This window comes from Streptomyces sp. NPDC101118 (assembly GCF_044759445.1).
In the GTDB taxonomy this organism is placed as follows: Bacteria; Actinomycetota; Actinomycetes; order Streptomycetales; family Streptomycetaceae; genus Streptomyces.
Map to the genome: position 1 here is coordinate 223,405 of NZ_JBIVZG010000011.1, position 23,780 is coordinate 247,184.

At 75.3% G+C, this 23,780-nt stretch carries 21 protein-coding genes; 8 read left to right on the forward strand and 13 right to left on the reverse strand.

What is annotated here, in order from left to right; all coding sequences use genetic code 11:
• Positions 1 to 87 precede the first annotated feature (87 nt).
• Positions 88 to 627 (forward strand): DUF6328 family protein, encoded by a 540-nt coding sequence (locus tag ACIQUQ_RS19795; RefSeq protein ID WP_403977370.1) that lies wholly within the window; start codon positions 88 to 90, stop codon positions 625 to 627.
• Positions 628 to 850: 223 nt separating this feature from the next.
• Complete coding sequence (locus ACIQUQ_RS19800; RefSeq protein WP_403977372.1) at positions 851 to 3,175, forward strand: immune inhibitor A domain-containing protein; 2,325 nt, start codon at positions 851 to 853, stop codon at positions 3,173 to 3,175.
• Between the two features lie 133 nt (positions 3,176 to 3,308).
• Here the strand turns inward: ACIQUQ_RS19800 and ACIQUQ_RS19805 are convergent, their stop codons facing one another.
• From ACIQUQ_RS19805 to ACIQUQ_RS19825, 5 genes are all read right to left on the reverse strand, one after another.
• A complete protein-coding gene (locus ACIQUQ_RS19805) occupies positions 3,309 to 4,076 on the reverse strand; it encodes a hypothetical protein (RefSeq protein ID WP_403977374.1) in 768 nt (255 codons plus the stop codon).
• Between the two features lies 1 nt (position 4,077).
• Positions 4,078 to 4,641 (reverse strand): hypothetical protein, encoded by a 564-nt coding sequence (locus ACIQUQ_RS19810; RefSeq protein WP_403977376.1) that lies wholly within the window; start codon positions 4,639 to 4,641, stop codon positions 4,078 to 4,080.
• A 72-nt stretch (positions 4,642 to 4,713) separates the two neighbouring features.
• The gene (locus ACIQUQ_RS19815; RefSeq protein ID WP_403977378.1) at positions 4,714 to 5,943 is read right to left on the reverse strand and encodes a cytochrome P450; all 1,230 of its coding nucleotides are present in this window, start codon (positions 5,941 to 5,943) and stop codon (positions 4,714 to 4,716) included.
• Positions 5,940 to 6,380 (reverse strand): hypothetical protein, encoded by a 441-nt coding sequence (locus ACIQUQ_RS19820; protein ID WP_403977380.1) that lies wholly within the window; start codon positions 6,378 to 6,380, stop codon positions 5,940 to 5,942. Before ACIQUQ_RS19820 ends, ACIQUQ_RS19815 begins: the two co-directional genes overlap by 4 nt.
• The gene (locus ACIQUQ_RS19825) at positions 6,359 to 8,209 is read right to left on the reverse strand and encodes a caspase domain-containing protein (RefSeq protein ID WP_403977382.1); all 1,851 of its coding nucleotides are present in this window, start codon (positions 8,207 to 8,209) and stop codon (positions 6,359 to 6,361) included. The genes ACIQUQ_RS19820 and ACIQUQ_RS19825 overlap by 22 nt, the downstream gene beginning before the upstream one ends.
• Positions 8,210 to 8,317: 108 nt before the next feature.
• Here ACIQUQ_RS19825 and ACIQUQ_RS19830 point away from each other — a divergent pair, with 108 nt between their 5' ends.
• A complete protein-coding gene (locus ACIQUQ_RS19830) occupies positions 8,318 to 9,139 on the forward strand; it encodes a helix-turn-helix domain-containing protein (protein ID WP_403977384.1) in 822 nt (273 codons plus the stop codon).
• A 4-nt stretch (positions 9,140 to 9,143) separates the two neighbouring features.
• Here the strand turns inward: ACIQUQ_RS19830 and ACIQUQ_RS19835 are convergent, their stop codons facing one another.
• The 3 genes from ACIQUQ_RS19835 to ACIQUQ_RS19845 form a co-directional block, all read right to left on the reverse strand.
• Complete coding sequence (locus ACIQUQ_RS19835) at positions 9,144 to 12,581, reverse strand: endo-alpha-N-acetylgalactosaminidase family protein (RefSeq protein ID WP_403977386.1); 3,438 nt, start codon at positions 12,579 to 12,581, stop codon at positions 9,144 to 9,146.
• An 88-nt stretch (positions 12,582 to 12,669) separates the two neighbouring features.
• Positions 12,670 to 13,929, reverse strand: a complete 1,260-nt coding sequence (locus ACIQUQ_RS19840; RefSeq protein ID WP_403977388.1) for a CapA family protein — start codon at positions 13,927 to 13,929, stop codon at positions 12,670 to 12,672.
• Positions 13,930 to 14,020: 91 nt separating this feature from the next.
• Positions 14,021 to 14,455: an ester cyclase gene (locus ACIQUQ_RS19845; RefSeq protein ID WP_403977390.1), complete on the reverse strand. Its 435-nt coding sequence runs from the start codon at positions 14,453 to 14,455 to the stop codon at positions 14,021 to 14,023.
• A 131-nt stretch (positions 14,456 to 14,586) separates the two neighbouring features.
• Between ACIQUQ_RS19845 and ACIQUQ_RS19850 the strand changes: the two genes are divergently transcribed.
• From ACIQUQ_RS19850 to ACIQUQ_RS19860, 3 genes are all read left to right on the forward strand, one after another.
• Positions 14,587 to 15,639, forward strand: coding sequence for a PHP domain-containing protein (locus ACIQUQ_RS19850; RefSeq protein ID WP_403977392.1), 1,053 nt, complete (start codon positions 14,587 to 14,589; stop codon positions 15,637 to 15,639).
• Complete coding sequence (locus ACIQUQ_RS19855; RefSeq protein WP_403977394.1) at positions 15,636 to 16,466, forward strand: class I SAM-dependent methyltransferase; 831 nt, start codon at positions 15,636 to 15,638, stop codon at positions 16,464 to 16,466. Before ACIQUQ_RS19850 ends, ACIQUQ_RS19855 begins: the two co-directional genes overlap by 4 nt.
• A 356-nt stretch (positions 16,467 to 16,822) precedes the next feature.
• On the forward strand, positions 16,823 to 17,236 hold the full coding sequence (locus ACIQUQ_RS19860; protein WP_403977396.1) for an Ig domain-containing protein: 414 nt from the start codon (positions 16,823 to 16,825) through the stop codon (positions 17,234 to 17,236).
• A 163-nt stretch (positions 17,237 to 17,399) separates the two neighbouring features.
• Here ACIQUQ_RS19860 and ACIQUQ_RS19865 read toward each other — a convergent pair whose 3' ends face one another.
• Complete coding sequence (locus ACIQUQ_RS19865; protein WP_403977398.1) at positions 17,400 to 17,654, reverse strand: DUF6213 family protein; 255 nt, start codon at positions 17,652 to 17,654, stop codon at positions 17,400 to 17,402.
• A 227-nt stretch (positions 17,655 to 17,881) separates the two neighbouring features.
• On the opposite strand from ACIQUQ_RS19865, the gene ACIQUQ_RS19870 reads away from it, so the two are divergent.
• On the forward strand, positions 17,882 to 18,301 hold the full coding sequence (locus ACIQUQ_RS19870) for a hypothetical protein (RefSeq protein ID WP_403977400.1): 420 nt from the start codon (positions 17,882 to 17,884) through the stop codon (positions 18,299 to 18,301).
• 139 nt (positions 18,302 to 18,440) lie between these two features.
• Here the strand turns inward: ACIQUQ_RS19870 and ACIQUQ_RS19875 are convergent, their stop codons facing one another.
• The 3 genes from ACIQUQ_RS19875 to ACIQUQ_RS19885 all read right to left on the reverse strand — a co-directional run bounded on the left by ACIQUQ_RS19875 (position 18,441) and on the right by ACIQUQ_RS19885 (position 21,129).
• On the reverse strand, positions 18,441 to 19,691 hold the full coding sequence (locus ACIQUQ_RS19875; RefSeq protein WP_403977402.1) for a beta-ketoacyl-[acyl-carrier-protein] synthase family protein: 1,251 nt from the start codon (positions 19,689 to 19,691) through the stop codon (positions 18,441 to 18,443).
• A gap of 23 nt (positions 19,692 to 19,714) precedes the next feature.
• Positions 19,715 to 19,870 carry a hypothetical protein gene (locus ACIQUQ_RS19880; protein ID WP_403977404.1) on the reverse strand — a complete coding sequence of 52 codons (156 nt, stop codon included), beginning with the start codon at positions 19,868 to 19,870 and terminating at the stop codon, positions 19,715 to 19,717.
• Between the two features lie 797 nt (positions 19,871 to 20,667).
• On the reverse strand, positions 20,668 to 21,129 hold the full coding sequence (locus ACIQUQ_RS19885) for a 3-oxoacyl-[acyl-carrier-protein] synthase III C-terminal domain-containing protein (RefSeq protein ID WP_403977426.1): 462 nt from the start codon (positions 21,127 to 21,129) through the stop codon (positions 20,668 to 20,670).
• Positions 21,130 to 22,349: 1,220 nt separating this feature from the next.
• Here ACIQUQ_RS19885 and ACIQUQ_RS19890 point away from each other — a divergent pair.
• Positions 22,350 to 23,492, forward strand: coding sequence for a hypothetical protein (locus tag ACIQUQ_RS19890; RefSeq protein ID WP_403977406.1), 1,143 nt, complete (start codon positions 22,350 to 22,352; stop codon positions 23,490 to 23,492).
• Positions 23,493 to 23,680: 188 nt separating this feature from the next.
• Here the strand turns inward: ACIQUQ_RS19890 and ACIQUQ_RS19895 are convergent.
• Positions 23,681 to 23,780: integrase core domain-containing protein (locus tag ACIQUQ_RS19895; protein WP_403977428.1), on the reverse strand; the 100-nt coding region annotated here is incomplete at its 5' end.

The following is a 23,780-nucleotide window of genomic DNA, read 5'->3' on the forward strand; positions in this document are numbered from 1 at the left end:
GGCGCGGAACCGGTGTGCGGGCGTTTACCTGGGCCTGCCGCGGACAGGCGCGGGAGCGTACGGGCGGTGTCGGTCCGGAGGTGAGCCATGGCGGAGGAGCGGCCCGGGAAGGGCGGCGGCCCGGAGCGTGACGAGACCCCGGACGAGCGGGCGGACCGGCGGTGGAACGAGACGCTCCAAGAGGTCCGGGTGGCACAGACGGGCGCCCAGATCCTGTTCGGCTTCCTGTTGAGCGTGGTGTTCACGCCGCGCTACGCCGAGCTGGGGACGTTCGACAAGACGCTGTACGTGGTCACGGTCGCCCTGGGCGCGCTGGCCACGGGGACGATGATCGCGCCGGTGGCCTACCACCGGCTGCTGGCCGGCCACCACCTCAAGCCCCACCTGGTGCGGGACGCGGGGCGGCTGGTGTCGGTGGGGATCGTGCTGCTGGCACTGACCGTCAACCTGTCGGTGCTGCTGCTCCTGCACGTGGCGACCTCGCACTGGATCGCCTGGGTGATCACGGGGATCGTCACGGCCTGGTTCGTCGTCTGCTGGCTGGTGATGCCCGGTCTGCTGCTGGCCCGCAAGGACGGGGAGCGGACGGCGCGGCGGGAGGACGCGGACGGCGGCGACGGCGGGTAGGTCCGTCGCGGCGGTGGCGGGGCGGGCGACGGCAAGGGGGCGGGGGCGGCGGGGCAGGGCGGGGCGGGGGGTCGGCGGGGTACGCGGATCGCACGGCGACGCACGCTGTGCAATTTCACATCTATGCATGACCTGTCACATGTGAAATATTACCTGCGCTCGGGTCGGCCCCGGCCGGCCCGTTCCCCGTCTCCGGGACCAACTCCCGAAAGGACCCCCTACGTTGCGCAGACTGATCGCGGCAGGGGCGGCGATATCCCTGGCGCTGCTCGCCGCTCCCGCGCTGGCCGCCCCGCCGCCGGCCGCCCCGCTCCCGGCCACCGGCACTCCCCCGGCCGAGGGCCCGGGCCGGGCCGACGCCCCGCCGCCCGCCCCGCTGGAGCTCCAGCGGCAGGCCCTGCGCCGGCAGGCGCTGGAGCGCGTGGCGGCCGGGTCCCTGAAGGCCGGCGCCGACGGGCGCCTCCCCCAGACGGTCAAGGTCGGCAAGCGGTACGTCGAACTGGCGCAGCAGCGCAAGGACAAGGTCTTCGTGATCCTGGCCGAGTTCGGCGACCAGGTGGACACCACCACCGAGTTCGAGGGCAAGCCGCGCTTCGGCGGCGAGCCCGGCCCCCGGCACAACGCCATCGAGAAGCCGGCGAAGGCCGACAACCACACCGTGTGGCGCAAGGACTTCGACCGGGCCTACTACCAGCGGCAGTTCTTCTCGGCCGAGCCGGGCGCGGTGAGCCTGCGCAACTACTACCGGCTCCAGTCCTCCGGCCGCTACGACATGGACGGCCACGTCACCGACTGGGTCCGGCTGCCGTGGAACGAGGCCCGCTACGGCACCGACAACTGCTCCGAGCCCGGCCAGTGCCGCACCAACTGGGACATGATCCGGGACGCCACCAACGCCTGGTACCACTCCGAGCGGGCCAAGGGCCGTACGCCCGCCGAGATCAGGGCCGCGCTGGCCGAGTACGACGTGTGGGACCGCTACGACGCCGACCGGGACGGGAACTTCGACGAGCCCGACGGCTACCTCGACCACCTGGTCGTCGTCCACGCGGGCAAGGACCAGACCTGGGGCGGCGGCCGGCAGGGCAAGGACGCCGTGTGGGCGCACCGCTGGTTCGCGTACTGGAACCAGGCCGGCCAGGCCGGACCGGAGGGCAACAAGGCCGGCGGCACGCCCGTCGGCGACTCGGGCCTCTGGGCGGGCGACTACCTCACCGGCGGCGAGAACAGCGGAGCGGGCCTGTTCGCCCACGAGTTCGGCCACGACCTGGGCCTGCCGGACCTGTACAGCTCCGACGGCGACAACAGCGTCAACTACTGGTCGCTGATGTCCGCGGGCTCCTACCTCGGGCGCGGGCGCAACACCACCGGTGACGTCCCGGGCGACCTGGACGCCTGGAGCAAGCTGCAGCTCGGCTGGCTGGACTACACGGAGGCCGACGCGGGCCGCCGGGCGCGCGCCGTGCTCGGCGTCTCCGGCTACCACACCGAGGACCCGCAGGCCCTGCTGGTGCACCTCCCGCCGTCGGTGACCAGGACCGACCTCACCGACCCGTTCGAGGGCGGCAGCGCGTGGTGGAGCGGCACGGGTGACTTCATGGACAACACCCTCTCCCGGAGCATCGCCGTCCCCGCCGAGGGCGCCCGGCTCGACGCCCGCGTCTGGTACGACATCGAGCAGGACTACGACTTCCTGACCGTCGAGGCCTCCACGGACGGCGGCGGCACCTGGGCCGCGCTGCCCGGCACGGCCGGCGGCGCGCCCGTACCGGCCCGCGGGATCTCCGGCACCTCCGGCGGCTGGACCGAACTGTCCGTGCCGCTCGACCGGTTCGCGGGAACCACCGTGCAGCTGCGGCTGCGGGTGACCTCCGACAGCAACACCCACGGCAAGGGCGTCGCCCTCGACGCCGTGACCGTCACCTCGGCCGGCCGTGAGCTGCTGCGCGACGGCGCGGAGCAGGGCGCGAACGGCTGGACCGCGGTCAAGTGGTCGCGCACGCAGGGCCGTACGGGCATCGCCGAGCACCCCCGCGCGTACGTCGTGGAGAACCGCCGGTACACCGGGTACGGCGCGTACCTGAAGACCGGCCCGTACAACTTCGGCTGGGGCTCCGACCCGGTCCGCAAGGACACGGTGGAGTTCTACCCGTACCAGTTGGGCGTGCTGATCTGGCTGTGGGACACCGCGTACAGCGACAACACCACGAAGGCGCACCCGGGTTCGGGGCTGATCCTGCCGGTCGACGCCCGGCCGGAGGCGCTGCGGTACACGGACGGCACCCCGCTGAACGCGCGGGCTCAGACGTTCGACGCGCCGTTCTCGCTGCGCCCGAGCGCGGAGCTGGTGCTGCACCGCAACGGCGTGCCGGTGATCGTCCCGGAGCGTGCGGGCGTGCCGGTCTTCGACGACCGGACGGGCGTGTACTGGAGCCCGGACCTGCCGCAGGTCGGCGTGAAGGTCCCGGACACCGGCACCCGCATCACGGTCCTCAAGGAGGCGCAGAACGGCTTCCGGACCACGGTCCAGGTCAGCCCGTCCCCCTGATCCGGACCCGCGAGGCCGGTCCGTCCTCCTGACGGGACGGACGGACCCCGCCCGGCCCCGAGGAGGGGGCCGGGCGGGGTTTCCGGCGTTCACGGCCGGCTGCCGGCCGTACGGACGGGAGCCGGCCGTGCGGTCAGGTGCGCAGCAGCCGGTCGAAGAAGGACCGGTACTGCCGCAGGGCCAGCCGGAGGTCCTCGGTGGCCACCTCTCCGCCGGCCTGCCACTGGCCTTCCAGCTGCTGCTTGCGGTCCGCGAAGGTGCCGGCGAGGCTCTGCATCACCGTGGCGACGAGGCCGTCCGCCTCGCGCACGGAGGCGCGGGGGTCGTCGACGAAGCCGCCCTGGATCCTGCTCCACTCCTCGCGCCACTCACTGGCCTTCCCGGACGCGAGGAGCGGCTCGCCCTCGGGCTCCCCGCCCGCCGCGCCGTTCCCCGACGCGCGGTCCGCGGCGCCGCCGGTGCCGGCTTCGGCCACGGCGTCGCTCTCCCCGGCGGTGCGTCCCGTCGTGCGGGCGGGGCCGCCGTCGGGGGACGCCGTACCGGGGTCACCGGACTCGCCCGGGTCCCCGGCGCGCTCGGCGCCGGCCAGTTCGGCGTCGCCCGCCCGGTCGGCCCCGGCGAGTTCCGGGTCGCCCGCCCGGTCGGCGCGGGCCAGTTCCGCATCACCGGCGCGGTCGGCGTCGTCGAGTGCCGAGTCGCCGGGGTCCGCCAGGTCGTTCTCCCGCCGTTCGGCGAGGCTCCGGCCGTCGGACGGTCCGGTGCCCTCGGTGGCCTCGCCCGGGTAGAGGGGCTGCCGATCGCCCCGGCCGGCGTCCTGTCCCGCGTCCCGGTCCGGACCGTCCCGGTCCGGGCCCAGGAGGTCCTCGGTGGCCGGGGTCTGCCGCGTCTCGTCGTGTGCCATGTCACTCACCTCGCCGTGCACCGCCGCCCGCGGTGCCGCTGTCCAGCAGGTCGTCGAAGAGGGCCCGGTAGTGGACCATCGCGCCGCGCAGTTCCTCGGTGGTGACGCGGCCGTCACCGTTGCGTTCGTTCACCTCGTGGGCGCGCCGGTAGTGCTCGAGGGTGCTGCCGTGTTCGACCGACAGGTCCTGGAGCTGCTGCCGGTAGCCGTCGGTGGGGTAGCCGCGCTCGTCCATGAGGCGGGTGACCAGCGTGTCGGCCTGGGCCACCGCGCTCTCGGGGTGGTCGACGAAACGCTGCTGCACGCCGCTCCACTCGTCGGCGTACCGGCGCCGCACCTCGGTGGGGAGTTCGCGCAGCTCCAGGTCGTCATGACGCCTCTCGCGCCCGCGCAGCTCCTTTTCGGCGGCCATTCTGCCGCCCTGCTCCGCGACGGCGCGGTCGTACTCCGGGCCGAAGTCCCGCTGCAGCCGGCGACGGCGGGAGAACATCCACAGCGCCGCCAGCACGAGGACCAGGACGACGGCGCAGGCGACGATGATGGCGATGAGTGAGCCGGTCGACATCGGTGCCTCCAGGGGCGTCGGGTCAGCTGTGCAGGCGCTGCTGCCCAGCGACCCGGCCGCCAAACCGGTGCGTTACGTGCCCGGGCGCAGCCGCACCGGCAGGGCCCGGACGCTGTTGCCGACGAAGCTGGCGTGGCGCGCCGCCTCCGCCTCGGGGACCGCGAGGTCGAGGTCGGGGAAGCGGGTGAACAGCGCCCGCAGGGCGATCACGGCCTCCATCCGGGCCAGGGGTGCGCCCAGGCAGTAGTGCGGGCCGTGGCCGAGGGAGATGTGCCGGGTCCCGGTGGTGCGGGTGATGTCGAAGCGGTCGGCGTCGGGGCCGTGGGCGGACCGGTCGCGCCCGGCGGCCGAGTACCCGGCGAGGACGGGGGTGCCCCGCGGGATCACGGTGCCGCCGATCGGAAGGTCCCTCACCGGGTAGCGGAAGGGGAAGTAGCTGACCGGGCTGTCCCAGCGCAGGGTCTCCTCGACGACGTCGGCCCAGTCGGCCTTGCCCTCCTGGACGAGGGCGAGCTGGTCGCGGTGGGTGCAGAGGGCGCGGACGGCGTTGGTGATCAGGTTGAGGGTGGTCTCGTGCCCGGCGATGATCATCAGCAGCAGGGTGCCGATCAGCTCGTGGGCGCCGAGCCGGTCCCCGTCCTCCTCCCGGGCCAGGATCAGGGCGCTGGTGAGGTCCTCGCCGGGCGCCTCGGTACGGGCCTGGGCGACGGCGCCGAGCAGGGCGACCAGCTCCCGGTTGGCGGCGAGGACGTCGGCGGGGGCGATGTCGGTCGAGACGATCCGGTCGGAGAGGTGGTGCAGCCGGTCGTGGTGCTCGGCGTCGACGCCGAGCAGGTCGCCGATCACGCCCATGGGCAGCGGCATGGCGAAGTGGCGGCGCAGGTCGGCGGTGCCGTCGCCGTCGGCCGCGGCGCGGTCGAGGCCGTCGAGCAGCCGGCCGGCCAGCTCCTCGACGCGGGGACGCAGCTCCTCGACGCGGCGGGCGGTGAAGGCCTTGCTGACCAGGGAGCGCAGGCGCCGGTGGTCGGCGTCGTCGGCGGTGGTCATGCCCTGGACGGTGGCGAAGGTCTTCAGCGGCCAGCCGTCGGGTATCTCCCCGGCCTGGAGGGCGGCGAAGTGCCGGGCGTTCTTGGCGACGTCGGGGTGGGCCAGGAACTCCTTGAGCGCCTCGTGCCCGAGCACCGCCATGCCCTCGACGCCGCCGGGGAGCAGGACGGAGGCGACCGGCCCCTCGGCGAGCAGACGCGCGTTGTCGGCGTGCGGGCAGCCGCCGGCGGGGTCCAAGCGGTGCGGAGTGGTCAACGGTTCTCCTCGGGTTCCGGCTGGGCCGACGCCTGGTCAACTATGCTGGCGGACAGGTTAGTTGACGGGGTCGCTTCCGGCTCCAGGCCCTGGGCCAGCGCGGCGGCGAGGGCGGCGACCTGCCCGGGGGAGGTCGCACCGGTGACCCGCACGACGGTCTCCCCGGCCCGCAATTCGACGGCGGTGTCGTCCCCCTGCCCCGGGGAGGCACACCAACGGCGCACGGTCTCGATGGCGGACGGCAGCGCGAGCACCCCGGTGACGGCGAGGGTGAGGACGTCGAGCCCGGTCCCGAGTTGCCCTTCTGCGGCTGCTTCCGCGGGCACCCAGCCGGCGCGGCCCGCGGCCCGGAAGCCGGGGTCCCGGCCGAGGAACTGCCGCAGGGCATCCGGAGCCTGTCCGCCGCCGGGCAGGGTCACGTGGACGACGTGTGCCAAGGGGACCTCCAGTGGGCCTTGTTGGCGACGAGCGGGATACGGGCGCCGTCGTTGCGGACCTGGCGGATGGGTACGGGCTCCACGGCGGCCCGGCAGTGGTCGCGCACGGCGAGGAAGAGGGCGTCGGCGTCGATGAGCGGCCCTCCGCCGGGGATGCCGTCGCGGAGTGCTTCGAGGAGGCGACCGGTGAACGTGGTGTGCCGGGCTCCGACGGGGGCGAGGGAGGGCTCGGTGGCCCCGGAGGAGGCCATCACGTACGTACCGTCGATGGCCACGGCGGAGCCGTAGTCGCCGCCGGACAGCTGCTCCAGTGCGGACCCGCTGTAGCAGCTGTCGATCACCACCAGCCGGGTGAGCGGGCCGACGTCGACGAGGTGGGTGCGGAGTTGGTCGAACTCCCAGTAGCTGTAGGGACGTTGTTCGCGGGATCCGGCCAGGGACAACAGCATCCGCCCGTGGGTGGGGTGGGCGCGGCCGTGCCCGGCGTAGTAGACGAGCAGCGCCCCGCCTGCGGGGGCGATCCCCTCGGCCAACTCCTCCAGTGCGTCGTGGATCTCGGTGTGGGTCCGGGGGTCGCGCAGCACGCGGAGGTGCCCCGGTGGGATGCCGAACTCCGCCGAGGTCAGCAGCTCGGCGAGGTCGTCCAGGTTGTTTCCGACCCCGGGCACGTCCGGCAGGTGGTCGTACGCCCCGACCCCGACGAGCAGCGCCCCGCCGGCCTGCCAGCAGGGGGCCGGCTCGGGTGCCGGAGCTGGCGGAGCAGCGGCCGGACGCCGGGGACCGTAGGGCAACACGGCCCAGCGGCCGTCGTCGTCGAGCCGGTCCACCCGGGCGTCGAGCCATTCGTCGAGGGCCGAGGGGTCGCTTCCAGCCTCCTCCGCGTACCGCGCGACGAGCCAGAGGTACCGCAGCTGTTCGGGGGCGGGCAGCGGCCCGTCCTGCAGGTGCAGCGCATCCAGACCGTTACGCCACATCAGCTTTGGCCCCGGTGGGTCCAGACTCACTCCGGGGCCCCGGGCGGCGCGCATCGCCAGGTCCCACACGACACCGCCGTCCGGTGGGAGCGGGAGCTCTGCGAGCAGCGAGAGGGCGGCACACTGGTCACGTGGTCGCCAGTCGTTGGGATCGTCGTCCCTCCAGAGGCTCTCCAGGAGGTGGACCCAGCCGGAGGCGTGCCCTTCTCGGGCACGCGCGCCGTGCCAGAGGTCGTGCGCCGCGATCACACGCTGGTACAAGGGGCGAAATCGGCGCAGCACGGAGACGCTCAGCGCGCCGGTCCCGCGGTCGCCGCCCTTCAGAGCGACCATCCCGATGACCCCGCCGCCGATCTCCTGCACGAGCGGCGACCCCGCGAGCCCGGGAAACACGAACTCGGGTTTCCGGACCCATCTCGGGACTCCAACGGTGGACGCCAAGGAATACATGTGGGGTGACAGTTGGGGCTGCTCGCCGACGCTCGGGGCGGGGTGGTATCCGAGCATCACGGCGGCGAGCGGTTTTCCGACTACGTGATCCTCCAGCCACACGCAGTCGTGTTCCACGGACGGGTCGAGCAGCTCGAGGAGGGCCATCTCCCGTTCCCAGCCGATGCTCGGTCCCATGCGCCGCAGGAGGCGAACGGGAAGCACGGCACCGTCGAGGAGTGCCGGCGACCGCACGGCGAGCGCGGGCTCCTCGCGTCGGTCGAGGACGGCGCCGACGACGCGGTCCGAAGTGAGCAGCACGCCGGGAGCGATGAAGAAGGCGGTGCCCACCAGCTCGCGTTGGCCGTCGAGGAGCTGCACCGTGGAGCGGGCCACGAGGGCCAACTGGTCGTGCATGGCGTCCATCGCGTCCCCCCGCCCCCGGACGCACGCGGTCCAGGGTCCGCACGGACCGAGGCTAGTTCACGTACGCCCCCTTGAGCCACGCCTCGGTGTCGATCACAATCACGCGGCATGCCGCACAGCCAGTGGATGCGTTACTTCTCGCCGACGTTCCAGCACCGACGGCTCGGGCTGGTGTGTCTGGGGGTGGGGCTGCAGTCGGGGAACCTGCCGACCGTGGGGCCGCGGCGGCTGGACCACCACGTCGCCGTGGTCGTCACGCGGGGACGGGGGTGGTTCAGTCATGGCGGGCGGCCGCCGCAGGCCGTCAGTGCGCCGGTGCTGCTGTGGCTGGTGCCGGGGGTGGAGCACCACTACGCGCCGGAGCCCGGGACCGGGTGGGACGAGTGCTTCGTGGACTTCACGGGGCCCGGTGTGGAGGCGTACGCGGACCTGGGCTATGTCACACCGCAATGTCCCGTGGTACCGCTCCGCGAGACCGCCGAGGTGCAGCACATCGTGGACGGCATCGTGCGGGCTGCCCGCCGGGACAGCCCCCTGCTGCACGTGGAGGCCGCGGCCGCGGTGCACGCGCTGCTGGTGGCCCTGCGGTACGCCCGGCTGGAGGTGACCCGGCAGGGCGAGGCCGTGATGGAGGCCCTCGCCCGGGACGCGCTGCTGCCGATCTCCGTGGCCGAGCACGCGGCCCGGCTCGGCATGCCGCTGGCCGAACTGCGGGGTGTGGTGCGGCGGATCACCGGGGAGGGCGTCAAGGAGTACCTCCTGGGGATCCGGCTGGACCGGGCCAAGGAGCTGCTCGTCCGTACCGACCTGCCGGTCGCCGGGGTCGCCCGGCGGGTCGGGTACGAGGACGCGTCGTACTTCAGCCGGCTGTTCAGCCGCCGGGTGGGTGTGGCGCCGGTCCGGTTCCGGGACCAGCGCCAGGGCCGCTAGGTTGTCACGGCAGGTAGCCCACGTTCAGTTCGGCGGCCGAGGTCCACGGGTTGCCGCCGACCTCCCGGGTGGCCTTCAGGCGTACGTAGCGGGCCGTGCGCGGCGCGAGGGTCACGGTCTGCCGGTCGGCGGTGTCCGGGAAGGTGCCGGCGGCGGCCGCCGGGCCCCAGGTGACGCCGTCCGCGGAGGTGAAGACCTGGTAGTCGGCGATGCGTCCGTTGCTCTGCGTCTGCCGCGGCAGGCAGTACAGGGCCGAGACGTTGTACGCGGCGCCGAGGTCGAGCGTGATCTCGTGCGGCATCGGTGCGGTGGACTGGTACCACTGGGTGTGCCAGATGGTGGCCGGGTCGCCGTCCAGCACGTTCGAGGCCCGGCCGTTCTCGCCGGCGGTCTCCTCGCTGTCCACGGCCGCGACCCTCATCTGCGCCTGCGGGACGAGCCGTTCGCCGCCCCCTCCGGTGCCGAGGTCGTCCACGGTGAGGTCGTCGAGGATCAGGTCGGCCTCGTTGTGGGAGCCCTCCCCGGTGACCTTCCGTACGCCGATCCAGGCGCCGGCACCGGCGGTGAAGGTGGTGCTGAACGCCGTCGGCGTGCGGGCCTGGCCGAGTGCGGTGGCCGTCTCGGTGCTCCCGGTGCCGGTGACGAACTGGTAGTCGCCGGCGAAGCCGTTCTCGTACAGGAAGCCGACCCGGTACGTGTGGCCTTCGGTGAGCGGCAGGGTCTGCGGGAGGGTGCGGTAGACGAGGCCCTGGCGCTCCTCGTGGGACTTGAGGGAGTTCTGCCCGTTGATGACGTCGTCGACGAGCTTGCCGTTCCATCCGGCCTGCGTGAACGGGGCGTTGCGCTGGGCGATGTGGGTGCGGGGGTCGGTGGCGGAGCCGCCGGCGCCGCCGAAGGCGAAGGGTCCCCAGCCGGCGTCGACGTTCTCGAAGTCCTCGGCGTAGGTGTGGCCGCCGAGCGGGGTGCGGGCGGAGGGGACCACCCGTACGTCGTCCAGGTACACGGTGCCGGTGCCGGTGCCGGCCGTTGCGGTGAGCTGGAGGGTGGCGGCGGACTGGCCGGCCGGCACGTCGAAGAGCACCTTCATGCGCTGCATCTTCGTGCCGTTCTTCTCGCTGCCGCCGAGGGTGTTGGTCAGCGGGGACGAGTCGGCGGTGACGGCGGCGGGGGTGCCGCCGGCCGGGGTGACGGTGAGGGTGGTGGTGCGGCCGGCGGGGGTGGAGACCCAGACGGAGGCGGCGTGGGTGCCGGGGGTGAGGCCGGTCAGGGTCTGGGACACCCTGGGCGAGGTGCCGGGGGCGAGGACGAGTTCGTTCTGGCCGAGGGCGTTGCGGGCGACGGAGGCGCCGGTGCCGGTGACGGTCCAGGCGGTGAGGTCGCCGGCGTGGAAGCCGGGGTCCTTGAGCGGGGTGCCCTCGCCCCACTTGGGGTCGGCCGGTGCGGGGGCGGCCCCGTTGTGGAGGACGTACGCGGTCTTGGCGGTGGCGTCGAGCGTGATCTGGCCCTGGCTGACGGGCGGGTCGGAGACGTACTGCCGGCCGGTGTCGGTGAGCCGGTAGAGCCTGGGTGCGGTCCAGCCGGCGGGCAGGGTCCAGGTGGTGCTGCCGCCCTTGGCGTTCCAGTGGTAGAGCTTGCCGTCGCGCGGCAGCAGGTAGGTGTCTCCGTTGAGGACGAGCCGGCCGCCGGTGGTGATCCTGCGGGTGTTGCCCGAGGTGGTGGCCTTCGTGCCGTCGGCGAGGGTGACCGTGCCGCCCGACCAGCCGGTGACCGGGGAGCCCTGGAGGTACTTGGTGGGGAGGTTGACGCCGAAGGTGGTGTTCAGGAAGGCGGTGAAGTCCTTCTTGCCCTGCCAGCCCTCGTACGCGGTGACCTCGGCGCCGCCGAGGAGCGGGTGGCCGGCGATCCAGTCGTCCTTGACGTGGTTGCCGATGAAGCGGGCGATGGTGGAGTTGATGCCCTTGAGGTCGGTGCCGCCGTAGTTGACGTCGGCGGCCCAGTGGTGCCAGAGGGACTGTTCGGTCAGGGTGTTGGGGAACTCGGTGGCCAGTTGGAGGCCGAGGCCGCCGATCTCCCGCTGGAGCCTGCGGGAGACGTAGCCGTCGCCGTACCAGACGTCGACGTAGAGGAAGTCGAGGCCGGGCACGGCGTTCTTGAGGTCGGCGAGCCGCTGGAGGCGCTGCCCGGACTGGCCGTCGCGGCGGGTGTCGACGTAGTACGACTGGTCGAGCCAGTCCCAGCCGGGTCCGCCGGAGTGGCGGGCTGGGTCGAAGGTGGCGGAGACCGGGTATTCCTCGGTGGCGTTGACGTGGACGCCGAAGTCCGCGTTCCAGGCGTGGCCGGCGGTGGTCAGCGCGCGCAGTCCGGCGGCTCCGCCGAGCTTGGCGCCGACGTTCTTGTAGTCCATGTGGGCGGAGTCGTGGCCCTCGGAGGCGTACCCCTTGAGCAGGACGAACTGGCCGAGGCCGTCGGTGGCGAGGGCGACCCGCTTGGTCTCGTCCAGGGTCTGGGCGAAGGGGTGGGTGGCCTGGGAGGCGAAGTTGAAGGGGATGCGCTGGACGACGCGGTCGGCGGTGTGCTGCCAGCCGGTGGGCGGGGTCCAGATGTCGCGGTAGGCGACGGCCGCGTCCTGCCAGTCCACGGCGGAGTCGCCGTTGCGGTCCGCGGTGATCGCGACCCGGGCGTACGGGAGGGGCTCGGTGTCGGTGTCGGCGGCGCCCTCGGCGCGGTACAGCCAGTCGCCGCTCCAGAGGCCGGCCCGCCGGTGGGTGCCCTTGTCGACGACGCGCTTGGCGATCCGGCCGTTGTCGCGGGCGGTGCCGCCGGAGGGTTTGTCGTAGAGGGAGTTGGAGTCGACGGCGGCGGCGAGTCCCGAGGTGTTGAGCAGCCCGTACATGACCGTGGTGGGGGCGGCGTCGACGGGGGTGTTCGCGGTGACGGAGGTGAAGGTGTCGCCGCTGCCGGTGGTGGCGGTGTGCATCCGCGCGGTGGCCAGGGCGGCCCCGGGCTGGTCGCTGCGGACGCTGACGAGGGTGTGGTCGGGGACGGCGAAGGTGCGGACCCGCAGGGCGGCGGTGTCCTCGATGGCGGTGACCCTGAACTCGACGACGGATCCGGTCACCTGGAGGCGGGAGCGGATGGTGACGCCGGAGAAGGCCATCGTGTAGTCGACGGCGGCGGCGGACACGGTCGAGGTGACGGCGGGGGTGTGGGCGGTGCCGTTGACCTGGATGGTGCTGAGGGCGTCCGGGTTGCCGTCGAGGGTGCGGCCGGTGGCGCGGTGGGTGTAGCCGATGACGCGGGGGAAGTTGGGGTCGACGCGGACCGTGAGGTCCGCGGAGCCGATCGTCACGGGGGTGGCGGCCCGGGCGGGGAGGACCGCGAGCAGCGCGGCCACCAGGCCGCCCGCCGCGGCGGCCGCCGCGGTGCGTAGGGGGGTTCGCATCGGTCCAGCTTGCGGACGGTGCGGCGGGGGGCCTATGGACAAACCGGGGGGTGATGTTGGACTTCCGCGGTACGGGCTCCCCCGGCGGCTACTTCGTGGCGCGGGTCAGCCCCTGGGCGGCCGCGCCGCGGGAGAGGACGGCCTCGGTGACCCCGGCGTCGACGCGTGCGTACTCGGCGTGCTTGCGTGCGGCGCGGGAGCCGGGTGCGGGGTCGCAGGAGGCGCACTCCACGCGGAAGGGCGGCTCCGTGTCGGAGTACTGGGTGAGGTATTCGGCCCTGGTGACCTCGAAGCGGCCGGGGTGGGCGGTGGAGGGGGTGAAGGTGAAGCGGGGTACGGAGGACCAGTTGCCGCGCTTCATCTCCGGCGGGGCGAAGCTGGCGACCTGGTCGCCCATGCCGTAGACGACCCAGGTGCCGTTGACCTTCTCGTAAGGCTGCGGCACGTGGTTGTGCGTGCCGAGGATCAGGTCGACGTCGGGGAGGCCGCCGGTGCGGGCGGCGGTGAGGGCGCGGGCGAGGTCGCGCTGCTGTGCGTCGGGGGCGGTCTGCCATTCGGTGCCCCAGTGGACGCTGAGGACGACCACGGCGGCGCCGGCCCGCCGGGCGGCGCGGGCGTCGGCGAGGATCCGGTCGCGGTCGAGGAGGTTCACGGCCCAGGGCCGGCCCTCGGGGAGGGGGATGCCGTTGGTTCCGTACGTGTACGACAGGTGGGCGACGGTCGCGCCGCCGGCGGTGAGCAGGGCCGGGGTGCGGGACTCGGCCTCGGTCCGGGCGGATCCGGTGTGCCGGATGCCGGCCCGGTCGAGGTGGTCGAGGGTGCGGGCGAGGCCCGCGTACCCGGCGTCCAGGGTGTGGTTGGAGGCGGTCGAGCAGCCGTCGTACCCGGTGTCCCTGAGGGCGTCGGCGAGCTGGTGGGGTGCCTTGAAGAGCGGGTAGCCGGTGTAGGGCCCGCCGGGCTCTCCGTACGGTATCTCGTGGTGGCAGAGGGCGAGGTCGGCGGCGGAGACCACGGGTTTGATGCCGGCGAGTATGGCGCGGAAGTCGTGGCCGTTCCCGCCGGCGTCCGCCCGTGCCCGCTGGATGATCGAGGGGTACGGGATCACGTCGCCGGTGGCGACGAGGGTGAAGGGGCGGTGCCCGGCCCCGGGAGCGGGAGCGGCGGCGGGGGTGCGCGGGGCGGGCCGGCCGGGGCCGAGCCGCTGGCCGGTGCGGTCGGGTGCGGCGGGGTGTCCGCCGAGCAGCTGGGCGGCGAGGAACGTGCCGCCGGCGGCGAGCGCCAGGCCGGCCACCACCCCCGCGAGCAGCCGCGGCCGTCCGCCGCGCCCGCGCTCCGGCCCCTCTGTCATCCCTCGGCCCCTTCCCGCTCCCCCGTGGTCGTGCGGACCACTGTCGCACGGACGTTCGCCGTGCGCCGGGGGTTACGGGCGGGCCGGCGCGTCAGCCGGGCATCTCGGGGAGCAGGCCGAGCTGGTCGAGGAACTCCAACTGGTCGAAGTAGAGCCGGTAGTTGACGATCTTCCCGTCGGCGGCGGTGGCGAAGTCGGCGCCCCGGATGCGTACCTCCTTGTGGGTGGCGGGCAGCAGCTCGCCGGAGGGCAGTTCCAGCGGCCCGGTGTTCCGGCCGCGGTAGAAGCCCTCGTCGGCGGCGGTGTCGCCGACCTCGTGCGAATACAGGTACTCGAAAGTCCCGTCCGGCATGGCGTCCATCATCTGCCGGAAGTACTCGACGATCTCGTCGCGGCCACGCAGCTCCCCCATGTCCGGGGTGACGGCGACCGCGTCCTCCGCGAAGCATTCGGCGAGGGCCTTGATGTCCCGCGTCGTCGTGAACGCCTCGGTGAGCCGGTCCATGAGTTCCCGCGCCTCTCCCATGATCCACCTCCTGCGAGTACCACGGGTCCTCCTCATTTTCCCACCGTCCGGTCCGCCGCGCGGGTCGGGCGGCGGCGGGGGATCCTGGAGCTGCGGGGGTTCCTGGAGCCGACGCCCCCCGGGAGGCGCCCATGGATCCGGTGGCCGCGCTGCGGCGGATCGCGTTCCTGCTGGAGCGCGCCCAGGCGCCCACGTACCGGGTACGGGCCTTCCGCACCGCCGCCGACCAGGTGGCCGCCCTGCCCGCGGGCGAGGCGGAGCGGCGGGTCGCGGACGGCACGCTGGAGCAGGTGAAGGGCATCGGCCCGAAAACGGCCGGGGTGGTCCGCGAGGCGCTGGGCGGCGAGGTGCCGGCGTACCTGCGGCAGCTGGAGGCGGAGACCGAGGAGCGGCTGGCCGGCGAGGCCGCGGGGCGGGGGCTGGGCAACGGCGGCGAGGGGGCGCTGGCGCTGCGCCGGGCCCTGCGGGGCGACTGCCACCTGCACTCGGACTGGTCCGACGGCGGGTCCCCGATCGAGGAGATGGGGCGTACGGCCGCGGCGCTCGGGCACGAGTGGGCGGTGCTGACGGACCACTCGCCGCGCCTGACGGTGGCGCGCGGGCTGTCACCGGAGCGGCTGCGGGAGCAACTGGACGTGGTGGCCGGGCTGAACGAGCAGTGGGCGCCGTTCCGGCTGCTGACCGGCATCGAGTGCGACATCCTCGACGACGGCTCCCTCGACCAGGAGCCGGAGCTGCTGGAACGGCTGGACGTGGTGGTGGTGTCGGTGCACTCGAAGCTGCGGATGGAGAAGCGGGCGATGACCCGGCGGATGGTGGCGGCGGTGCGGGACCCGCACGCGGACGTGCTGGGTCACTGCACCGGGCGGCTGGTGACGGGCCGGGGGCGGCCCGAGTCGGAGTTCGACGCGGCCGAGGTCTTCGCCGCCTGTGCCGAGGCGGGTACGGCGGTGGAGGTCAACTCCCGCCCGGAGCGCCTGGACCCGCCGCGGCGGCTGCTGCGGCAGGCCGTGGACGCGGGGGTGCTGTTCGCCGTCGACACCGACGCGCACGCGCCCGGTCAGCTGGACTGGCAGATCTACGGGTGCGAGCGCGCCGTGGAGTGCGGCGTGCCGGAGGAGCGGGTGGTCAACACCTGGCCGGCGGACCGCCTGCTGGCGTGGACGCGCGGGGAGGGGTCGTGAACGACGTGCCGGTGGGAGCGCAGGGTGCGGGCCGGGGCGGCGGGCGGGACGCCGAGGGGCCGCCGCCTGAGTCCGGGGCGGGCATCGACTGGTCGGGCACCCGGGGCGCCCGGGCCTTCGCCGCGGTGGAGGCGGCCACGGACTGGCTGCTCGGCTACCCCTTCGTCTTCCGGGCCCTGGCCCCGCGGGTGGGCGGCGACCGGCTGCTCGTCGACTACGGCTGCGGGCCCGGCCGGGTGGCCGACCTGGCGGCGCGCGCCCTGGGCGCCCGGGTCGTGGGCGTGGACACCTCCCCGCAGATGCTGGCGCTGGCCCGGGACGGCGCGCCGGCCGTGGCGGAGTTCCTGCCGGTCGAGGACGGCCGGGTCACGGGGCTGCCGGACGCGTGCGCCGACGCGGTGATGTGCAACCACGTACTGGCCTCGCTGCCCTCCGAGGAGGCGGTACTGGCGGTGTTCACGGAGATCCGGCGGCTGCTGCGGCGGGGCGCGCCGGTGGTGCTGCTGTCGACGGACCCGGCCTGTGCGGGGATCGAGTACGCCTCGCTGCAGGTCGGCCGGCCCGGTGCCGCGTACGGGCCGGGCGACGGGATGCCCCTGTGGCTGCGGCTCGGCGACGGGTCCTGGCAGGAGGTGCGCAACCACGCCTGGCCGCCGGGAGCCGTGGCCGGGCTGCTGGAACGGGCCGGTTTCGCGGCGGTCGCGCAGCACCGGCCGACGGTGGCGGAGGCCCTGGAGGTGGCGGATCCCGCGCACGTGCGGAGCCGGGACTGGGCGGCCGAGCGGGCCCGCCCGCCGCTGGTGGTCACCACCGCGCTCGCGGTCTGAGCGGGGCGGCCCCGGCGCCCGGGGCGGCGTCGGCGGTCCGGGGGGCGTCGGCGGTCCGGGGGGGGGCGACGGCGGTCCGGGGGAGCGACGGCGGTCCGGGGGAGCGACGGTCTGGGGGGCGACGGGGGGGCGACCCCGTCGGCGGCCGGTCCACGCCCGGCGTCGGCGGTCCGGGCGGGTGGCGGGGGGCGACCCCGCCGGAGGCCTGTCCACGCCCGGCGCCGGCCGGTCAACCCCCCTCTTCCGGCGGGGCGTCGGGCGCTGGTGCGCGCTCCGGGCGGCTTCCTATGCTGCCGGGGCGCCGCCGATCCGGCGCCCCGAGAGCTCCTTCCGCGCCCGTCACCCCGGAGGTTCCGTTGGCCGTCCCGTCCCGCCGTGTCCCGCGCACGGCCGCCCTGATCGTCGCCCTGGCCGCCGCGACGGCCGTGGTCACCGGCCCGGCGGCGGTCGCCGCCCCGGCCGCCGGCCCCGCCGCGGCGGTCACCGCGGCCACGGCCGTCACCGTCGGCAACCCCGGCACCCAGACGAGCCTCCAGTACGACTCCGTCAGCCTGCAGATGACGGCCGGCGGCGGCACCCCCGGATACAAGTGGTCGGCCGTGAACCTGCCGACGGGCCTGACGATCAACGTGTCGACCGGCCTGATCTCGGGCGTGGCCCGCGGCGCCGGGACGCGGACGGTCACGGTCACCGCCACCGACGCGGCCGGCGCGACCGGCAGCGCCACCTTCAGCTGGCGGGTCATCAGGGACGCCTGCCCGCGCTGCTGAGCGGGGGCAGGACGGGAGGGGCGGGGCCGCGCGCAGGGGCGCGGGCCCCCCCCCCCCGCCCCCCCGGGGGGGGGGGGCGGGGGGCCCGGCCCCGCCCCCCCCCCCCTCCGGCACACCGGGGGTACGGGGCCGCGGCTCCGTCAACCGCACCGCCCCCGCGTCGTCATCCGTGACCGTCCTGGCCGTCCCCGTCGGGAGAGGGCAGGAATCCGATGCACTCGACGTCGATCTGGTCGGCGATCTCGCACAGGGCACCGGCCAGGGCCAGGACGGTGCCGGGTTCGAGGTCCGTCTCGTCCTCCCCGACCGTCTCCACCCAGCCGGCGCCGAGGCGGCGGAGCAGGGCGGTGACCTCGCCCGCGGGGATGAGGAGGCCCCCGTCGGGCTCGGAGACCAGCGGCACGGATGCGTTGTCCATACGCACCGGCTACCCGGCCCGGCCGCACGTACACGCCCCCCTCGGCCCGCCGCCCGGGCTGCCGCGCCGCGGCCGCCGGGGCTATGATCACCGCGCCCGGCGGGCCCGGGCGATCGCGGACCGGGGGGAAACATGGGGCGGACGAGCGGTGTGCCGGCGCCGGACGGGCGGCGGGGCTGCCGGGGCCGGCCGGCTGTGCCGAGGAGCCGGTCGCGGACCACCTGCGGGTGCGGACGGACACGGGGCCGCTGCGGGAGCGCTTCGCGCTGCTGGGCGAGCTGTCCGACGCGCACTGGCTGGGGTACGACGTCGACGGCGCCGGGAAGCGGGAGACCGTACCCGGTCCCGACTCGCGGATCAGGATGGTCGGAGTGGCCCGGCCGGCCGCGGACGCGCTGCGGGCCGCGCTCGATTCGCGGCCGAACGGCGAGAGGTTCGAGGAGGCGGCGCCGCTCGGCACCGTACCGGCCCCGCTGGCCCCGCACCTGCCCGAGCGGACCGGCTGGCAGGAGAACACGGCGTACGACCTGCTGGTCCTGGGCGGGGGCGAGGACGGGGCGGCGGTCAACGACCGGGCCGACGGCCGGTTCCTGCTGCACGAGGGGCGCGGCCTGGTCTGGTTCGACGCGGTGTTCCTGTACGCCTGACGCCCGGCCCCGGCGGGCGCGGCCCTCGGCGGGCTCGGGCGGCGGGCGCGGCCCCCGGCGGCGCGGCCGGCGGCACCGGCCCCTCGAGCTCTCCCGCCTCCACGCCCTTCGGGCTGCCGGCCCTCCCGCCTCCGGCCCCTCAGGCTCCGGCGAGCACCGCCACCGCGTTGTGGCCGCCGAAGCCGAAGGAGGTGCTCACGGCCACCGGCCCGGCGCACGGCCGCGGGGCGCCGGTGACCACGTCGAGGTCGATGCCCGGGTCGGGGTCGGTGAGTCCGGCCGTCGGGGGCACGGTCCGCTCGGTCAGGGCCAGGACGGTGAGGGCGGCCTCGATGACCCCCGCTGCGCCGAGGGTGTGGCCCAGGGCGCCCTTGGCCGAGGTGACCGGCGGCCGGTGGGGCAGGACCCGGCGCAGTACGGCGCCCTCCACCACGTCGTTGAGGCGGGTGGCCGTGCCGTGCGCGTTGACGTGCCCGATGTCTCCGGGGGCGGTGTCGGCGTCGGCGAGCGCGGCGCGCACGGCGCGTTCGGCTCCGCGGCCCTCGGGGTCGGGGGCGACCAGGTGGTGGGCGTCCGTGGTGGCGGCGTAGCCGATCAGCCGGGCCAGCGGGCGGGCGCCCCGCGCGGCGGCGTGCTCGGGCCGCTCCAGCACCAGCGCGCCGGCGCCCTCGGCGATGACGAAGCCGTCGCGTGCGGTGTCGAAGGGCCGTGAGGCGGTGCCGGAGAGGGCGCCGAGCTGGGTGAAGCCGGTGACGTAGAGGCGGTTGACGGCGGCCTCCGCCCCGACGACCAGGGCGAGGTCGCACTGGCCGGTGGCGAGCAGGTCGCGGGCGATGCCGAGGGCGGTGGTGCCGGCGGCGCAGGCGGTGGAGGTGGCGAGGGCGGGGCCGGTCACGCCGTACCGGAGGGCGATGTTGGCGCACACCATGTTGATCAGGTGTCCGGTGAGGAAGTACGGGGAGACGAACGCGGGGCCCTGGCCGGCGATCCGGGCCTGGGCCTGGTCCAGGGTCTGCGTGCCGCCCGCGGCACCGCTGGTGACGACGGCGACCCGGCTGCCGTCCCAGCCGGCCGGGTCGAGCCCGGCGCGGGCGAGTGCCTGGTCGGCCGCGACGAGGCCGAAGCGGTCGACGGGGTCCAGCCGGACCGTGCCGCGCCGGCGCAGCATCGGGTGGTCCAGGGGCGGGACCCGGCAGCTCAGGGAGACGGAGAGGCCGGCCAGGGCGGGGTCGGGGGCGGCGGTGGGGAGGCCGGCGCGCACGCCGGCCCAGGTGCTGGCGGTGTCGGGGCCGGCGGGGGTGACCAGGCCGAGGCCGGTGACGACGGGGTCACGGCGGGCCGCGCGGCGGCCGGTGGGCGCGGGGTGGGCGGGCGCCGGACGGACGGGCACCTGGCGGACGGGCGCCGGGCGGGTCAACGCTCCGCCCGGCGGGCCTCGACGATCGCGGCCGGCTCGGCGAGGGTGGTGGCGCGGAGGCCGGCCTCCGCGACCTTGACGCCGAGCAGGACGTCGGAGGCGGGGGCGGGCGGGGGGACGGCGGCGGGCGGGGGAACGGGGGCGACGGTCATGTCGGCTGGCCTCAAGGGGGATTCACGCTCGGGACGCGTGGGGTTGAACGGGGGAACGGAGTAACGGTTCCCGGAGCCGGGGCGTACTCGTGTTCAAAGAACTATCACGGCCGTTTGACTACTCAAAGCCCTTGCGTTCCATGCGAGTTGACTCACCATCAAGAATGCGGAAGAGGATCATTCGTGTCCGAAAGCATTGACGAAATGATCGAGGCGACGGCCGCGGAATTCCGGTTCGGACGGCGGCTGCTCGGCGAGGCCGGGGAGGCCGCCTGGTGACGGCTCCTCGACCGGTTCCGCCTCGACGTGCTGGGCGTGGAGAACATCCCGGCGGAGGAGCCGGCCGTGCCGGCCTCGAACCACTCGGGCGCCCAGGGACTCGACGCGTTCGTCCTCCACAAGGCCCTGACCAGGTCGCTGCACCGGCAGCTGCACGCGCTGGCGGCCGCCCTCCGTGTTCCGGCTGCCGGTGCTCGGCGGGTGGGCGGAGAAGCGGGGTGCCGCGGCATCGGCCCGAGCGCGGGTCCTGAACTCCGACGCGGGCGGCCTGGTGGGGGTGTTCCCGGAGGGCACGGCCGGCCTGGAGAAACCTTTCCACCAGCGTTACCGGCTCCGGGAGTTCAGCGCCCGATTCGCCGTGGCCGTGGTGCGCTCGGGCGCGCAGGTGGTTCCCTTGTCCGTCATCGGCGCCGGGAACTCCTGCCCGAAGCCGGGTGAAGTGCCGTTCCTGGAAAGGCTTTTGGGACCGCCCCACTTCCCGCCGACGCCGGCCCTTCCCCCGCCCGCCACATGGCTGATCACGATCGGCGAGCCGATTCCCGCGCCGGAGTGCCCCGCCGGGTTACGCGAGCGGTCGACAGTGGCCCGTCGGCTGTGCACCCAAGTCCGTTCCACGGTGCGGGAGATGGTGGACCGGGACCGGGAGCTGCGGGACGGCCTGGTCCGGTGGCCCCCGGCCCCCCACGTCGGCTCAGCCGCCCTCCGTGAGGACCTGCGCGTGGGGCCGGACCAGCGTGGTGCCCCCCCGGGCCGGCCCCGCGCCGTACGCGCTGAGCGCCACCCCGCGCCCCGGGCACGAGGGTGCCCGCGGCGGCGGCCGGGGCCGGCAGGACGGGGACCGAGGCCGCCGCCGTGTTCCCGCAGCGCTCGATGTGCGACAGCACCCGCCCGGCGGGCAGGGCGAGTTCGGCCGCGAGACCGTCGAGGATGCGCTGGGGGCCTGGTGCGCCACGAGGGCGTCCAGCCCGGCCGCGTCCCAGCCGGGGGCGGCCGGGGCCCGGTCACCGAGTCGGCCGTGCCGACGACCGTCTGGGCGGACCGCCGGGCCGTCCGTCCGGAGGTACGGGGAGGACTCACCGCCCTCCGACGCGGGGCGGCGTCGGGCGGGGGCCACGCCGCCGGGGGATCTCCCCGCAGGTCCGCCGGGGCGCCGTCGCTGCCGAGGTCGAACGGTCCGAGGGCGCGGGGTCGCGTGCGCCTCCGGCCCCCAGCACGACCGCGCCGGTGCCGGTGCCGGTGCCGGTGCCGTGCCGGTGCCGTCCCGGTGCCGTCCCGGTGCCGGTGCCGGTGCCGTCCCGGTGCCGAAGATGGCCCGCATCAGCCCATCCTCCGGGTCCGTGAACGCGCCGGACACGTCGGAGGCGCCCTCCCGCTGCCGCCGGGCCAACACTGCCGCCCCTCAGCCGGGCCGCACGCACCCCGGGGCCCACCCGGTCCGCGCCATTCGGCGCCGGGGGGACGGACAGGAGATGCCCCACCCCAGGGCTCCGCCCCGGACCGCGGGCGGCCGGGGCTGCGTCCCGCGCCGCGCCGCGCGGCTGACGCGATCACACTCCCCTGCCACCGGGCCACCACGGCGGGCCCCACGGGCCCCACCCCGGCCCCCCGGTCAGCTGCACCCGACGGCCAGGGACGGAAGACGCCCCACCCCACCCTTCTCCCGTTCACCGGAGCTCCGCCCCGGACCCCCGGCCGACGAGACCGCGCCCCGCGCCGCGCCGGACCGACGACGCGCTCGCCCTCCCGCTGCCGTGGGGACACGCCGGGCCCCCACGTGGCCTCACCCGGGCCCACCACGGGCCGCTGTCCGGGGGCCCGGGCGCAGGAGATACCCCACCCCAGGGCTCCGCCCCGGACCCCGGCGGACGGGGCTGCGCTCCGGACGAGGCGTCGGCGGCGGGCTCGCGGGCCGGAGCCGCGCGACCACGGGGACCCGGGCCGCAACGGCCGGCGGGCACGTGCCCGGCCCTGGGCCGGTGGCGGTGGGGGGCCGGGGGCCGGGCCGCTCCTGCCGGCTCGCGGGTGGATCCGTACCGGCACACCCCCCGCGCCGCAGCCCCACCGAAGCGACCGCCGGGGGCCGGGCCCTTCCTGCCGGCTCGCGGGTGGATCCGTACCGGCACACCCCCCGCGCCGCAGCCCCGCCGAAGGACTGCCGGGGTCATCGGGCAGGCGGTCCGGCATCATCGGTAGGAGGGGGGTGGGAGTGGTGATGCGGCTGTCGTTCCTCGAGCCCCTGTACGTGGAGTCCGGGCCCTTCGCCTCGGTGTACCTGGACACCTCGCGGGACGTCGAGCACCCCGACCGGGCGCTCGCGCGCCGCTGGCACCGGCTGCGTGCGGACCTCGCCCGGCAGGGCGCGGACGCGGCGCTGCTCGGCGCGCTGGAGGACGCGGTGGGCTCGGACGCCGGGGTGCCGGGGAGCCACGGCCAGGCGGTCTTCGCCGCCGGCGGCGCCCTGGTCCTGGACGGCGAGCTGCCCCGGCCGCCCGCCCGCGACTCGGCGGTGTACGGCCCGCTGCCCGACGCCATGCCACTGGTGGCCCAGCACCTGCCGGAGATCCCGTACCTGGCGGTGGTGGTCCACTACGGCGGGCCCCCGACGGCCACCGCGCACGGCTGGGTGACCATGGAGGCCGAGGCCGGCAGCTGGCCCGCCTCCTCCGTCGAGCCCGGCCCGCGGCTGCACCACCACGTGCGGGTGTCGGACTGGCACCACAGCTCCGTGCGCCTGGGCCACGCCCTGGACGACCGGGCCCGCCGGGCCCACGCGGACCTGGTCGTGGTCGCCGGGGACGAGTGGGCGGGCAACGTCCTGGTCCGCCGGCTGCCGCACGCCCTCCGCGACAAGGTCGTACGGGCCCGCGGCCCCACCCCCACCGACACCGGGCGCGCCCTGTTGGAGCCACAGCTCCGCACCCTGCTCCAGGGCCGGCTGGCCGGCCACGACCGGGACCTGGTGAACGTCTTCATCGGGCGCCGCGCCCTCGGCGGCCCGGCCACGGAGGGCCTCGCCGACACCGTGGCCGCCCTCCAGCGCGGCCAGGTGGAGGCCCTGCTGCTGAACCGCCCGCCGCCGCCCTCGCTCCGCCTGTGGACCGGCCCGCGCGCGACCGAGGTCGCGCTCGCGGAGGCCGACCTGCACGCCTTCGGCGTCCGGGCGCCGCACGAGGAACCGGCCGACGAGGCGCTCGTACGCGCCCTGGTCGGGACGCGCGCCGAGCTCACCGTCGTCCCGGAGGCCGTGCTCCCCCTCGACGGCGGCGTCGGCGCCCTGCTCCGGTACTCCGACTCAGGGCGTATCTGGTACGACGGCCCCGCCTCCCTGACCCGGCGGGGCTAGGGGATGTCTTGTCGGTCAGGCCGGATCGGCGAGCGGCGTCCGGGGCCGTGCATCGCACGGCGGACGAAGGGGTCCACGTAGTGGCGGGGCACCCCCAGTGGTAGCGGGGGGGACGTCGGCGATCGAGGACAACGCGGCGAGGCGCGGCACCGGGCGCCGGGAGCCCGGCATGACCGGCAAGACGCCCCCTAGATGTGTTGTCCGGGCAGGTTGGTGCCGCGGCTGGCGGGTGTTTGGCCGCCGATCCCGGTATGGGGTCGGTGGTAGTTGTACCAGTGCAGCCAGTCG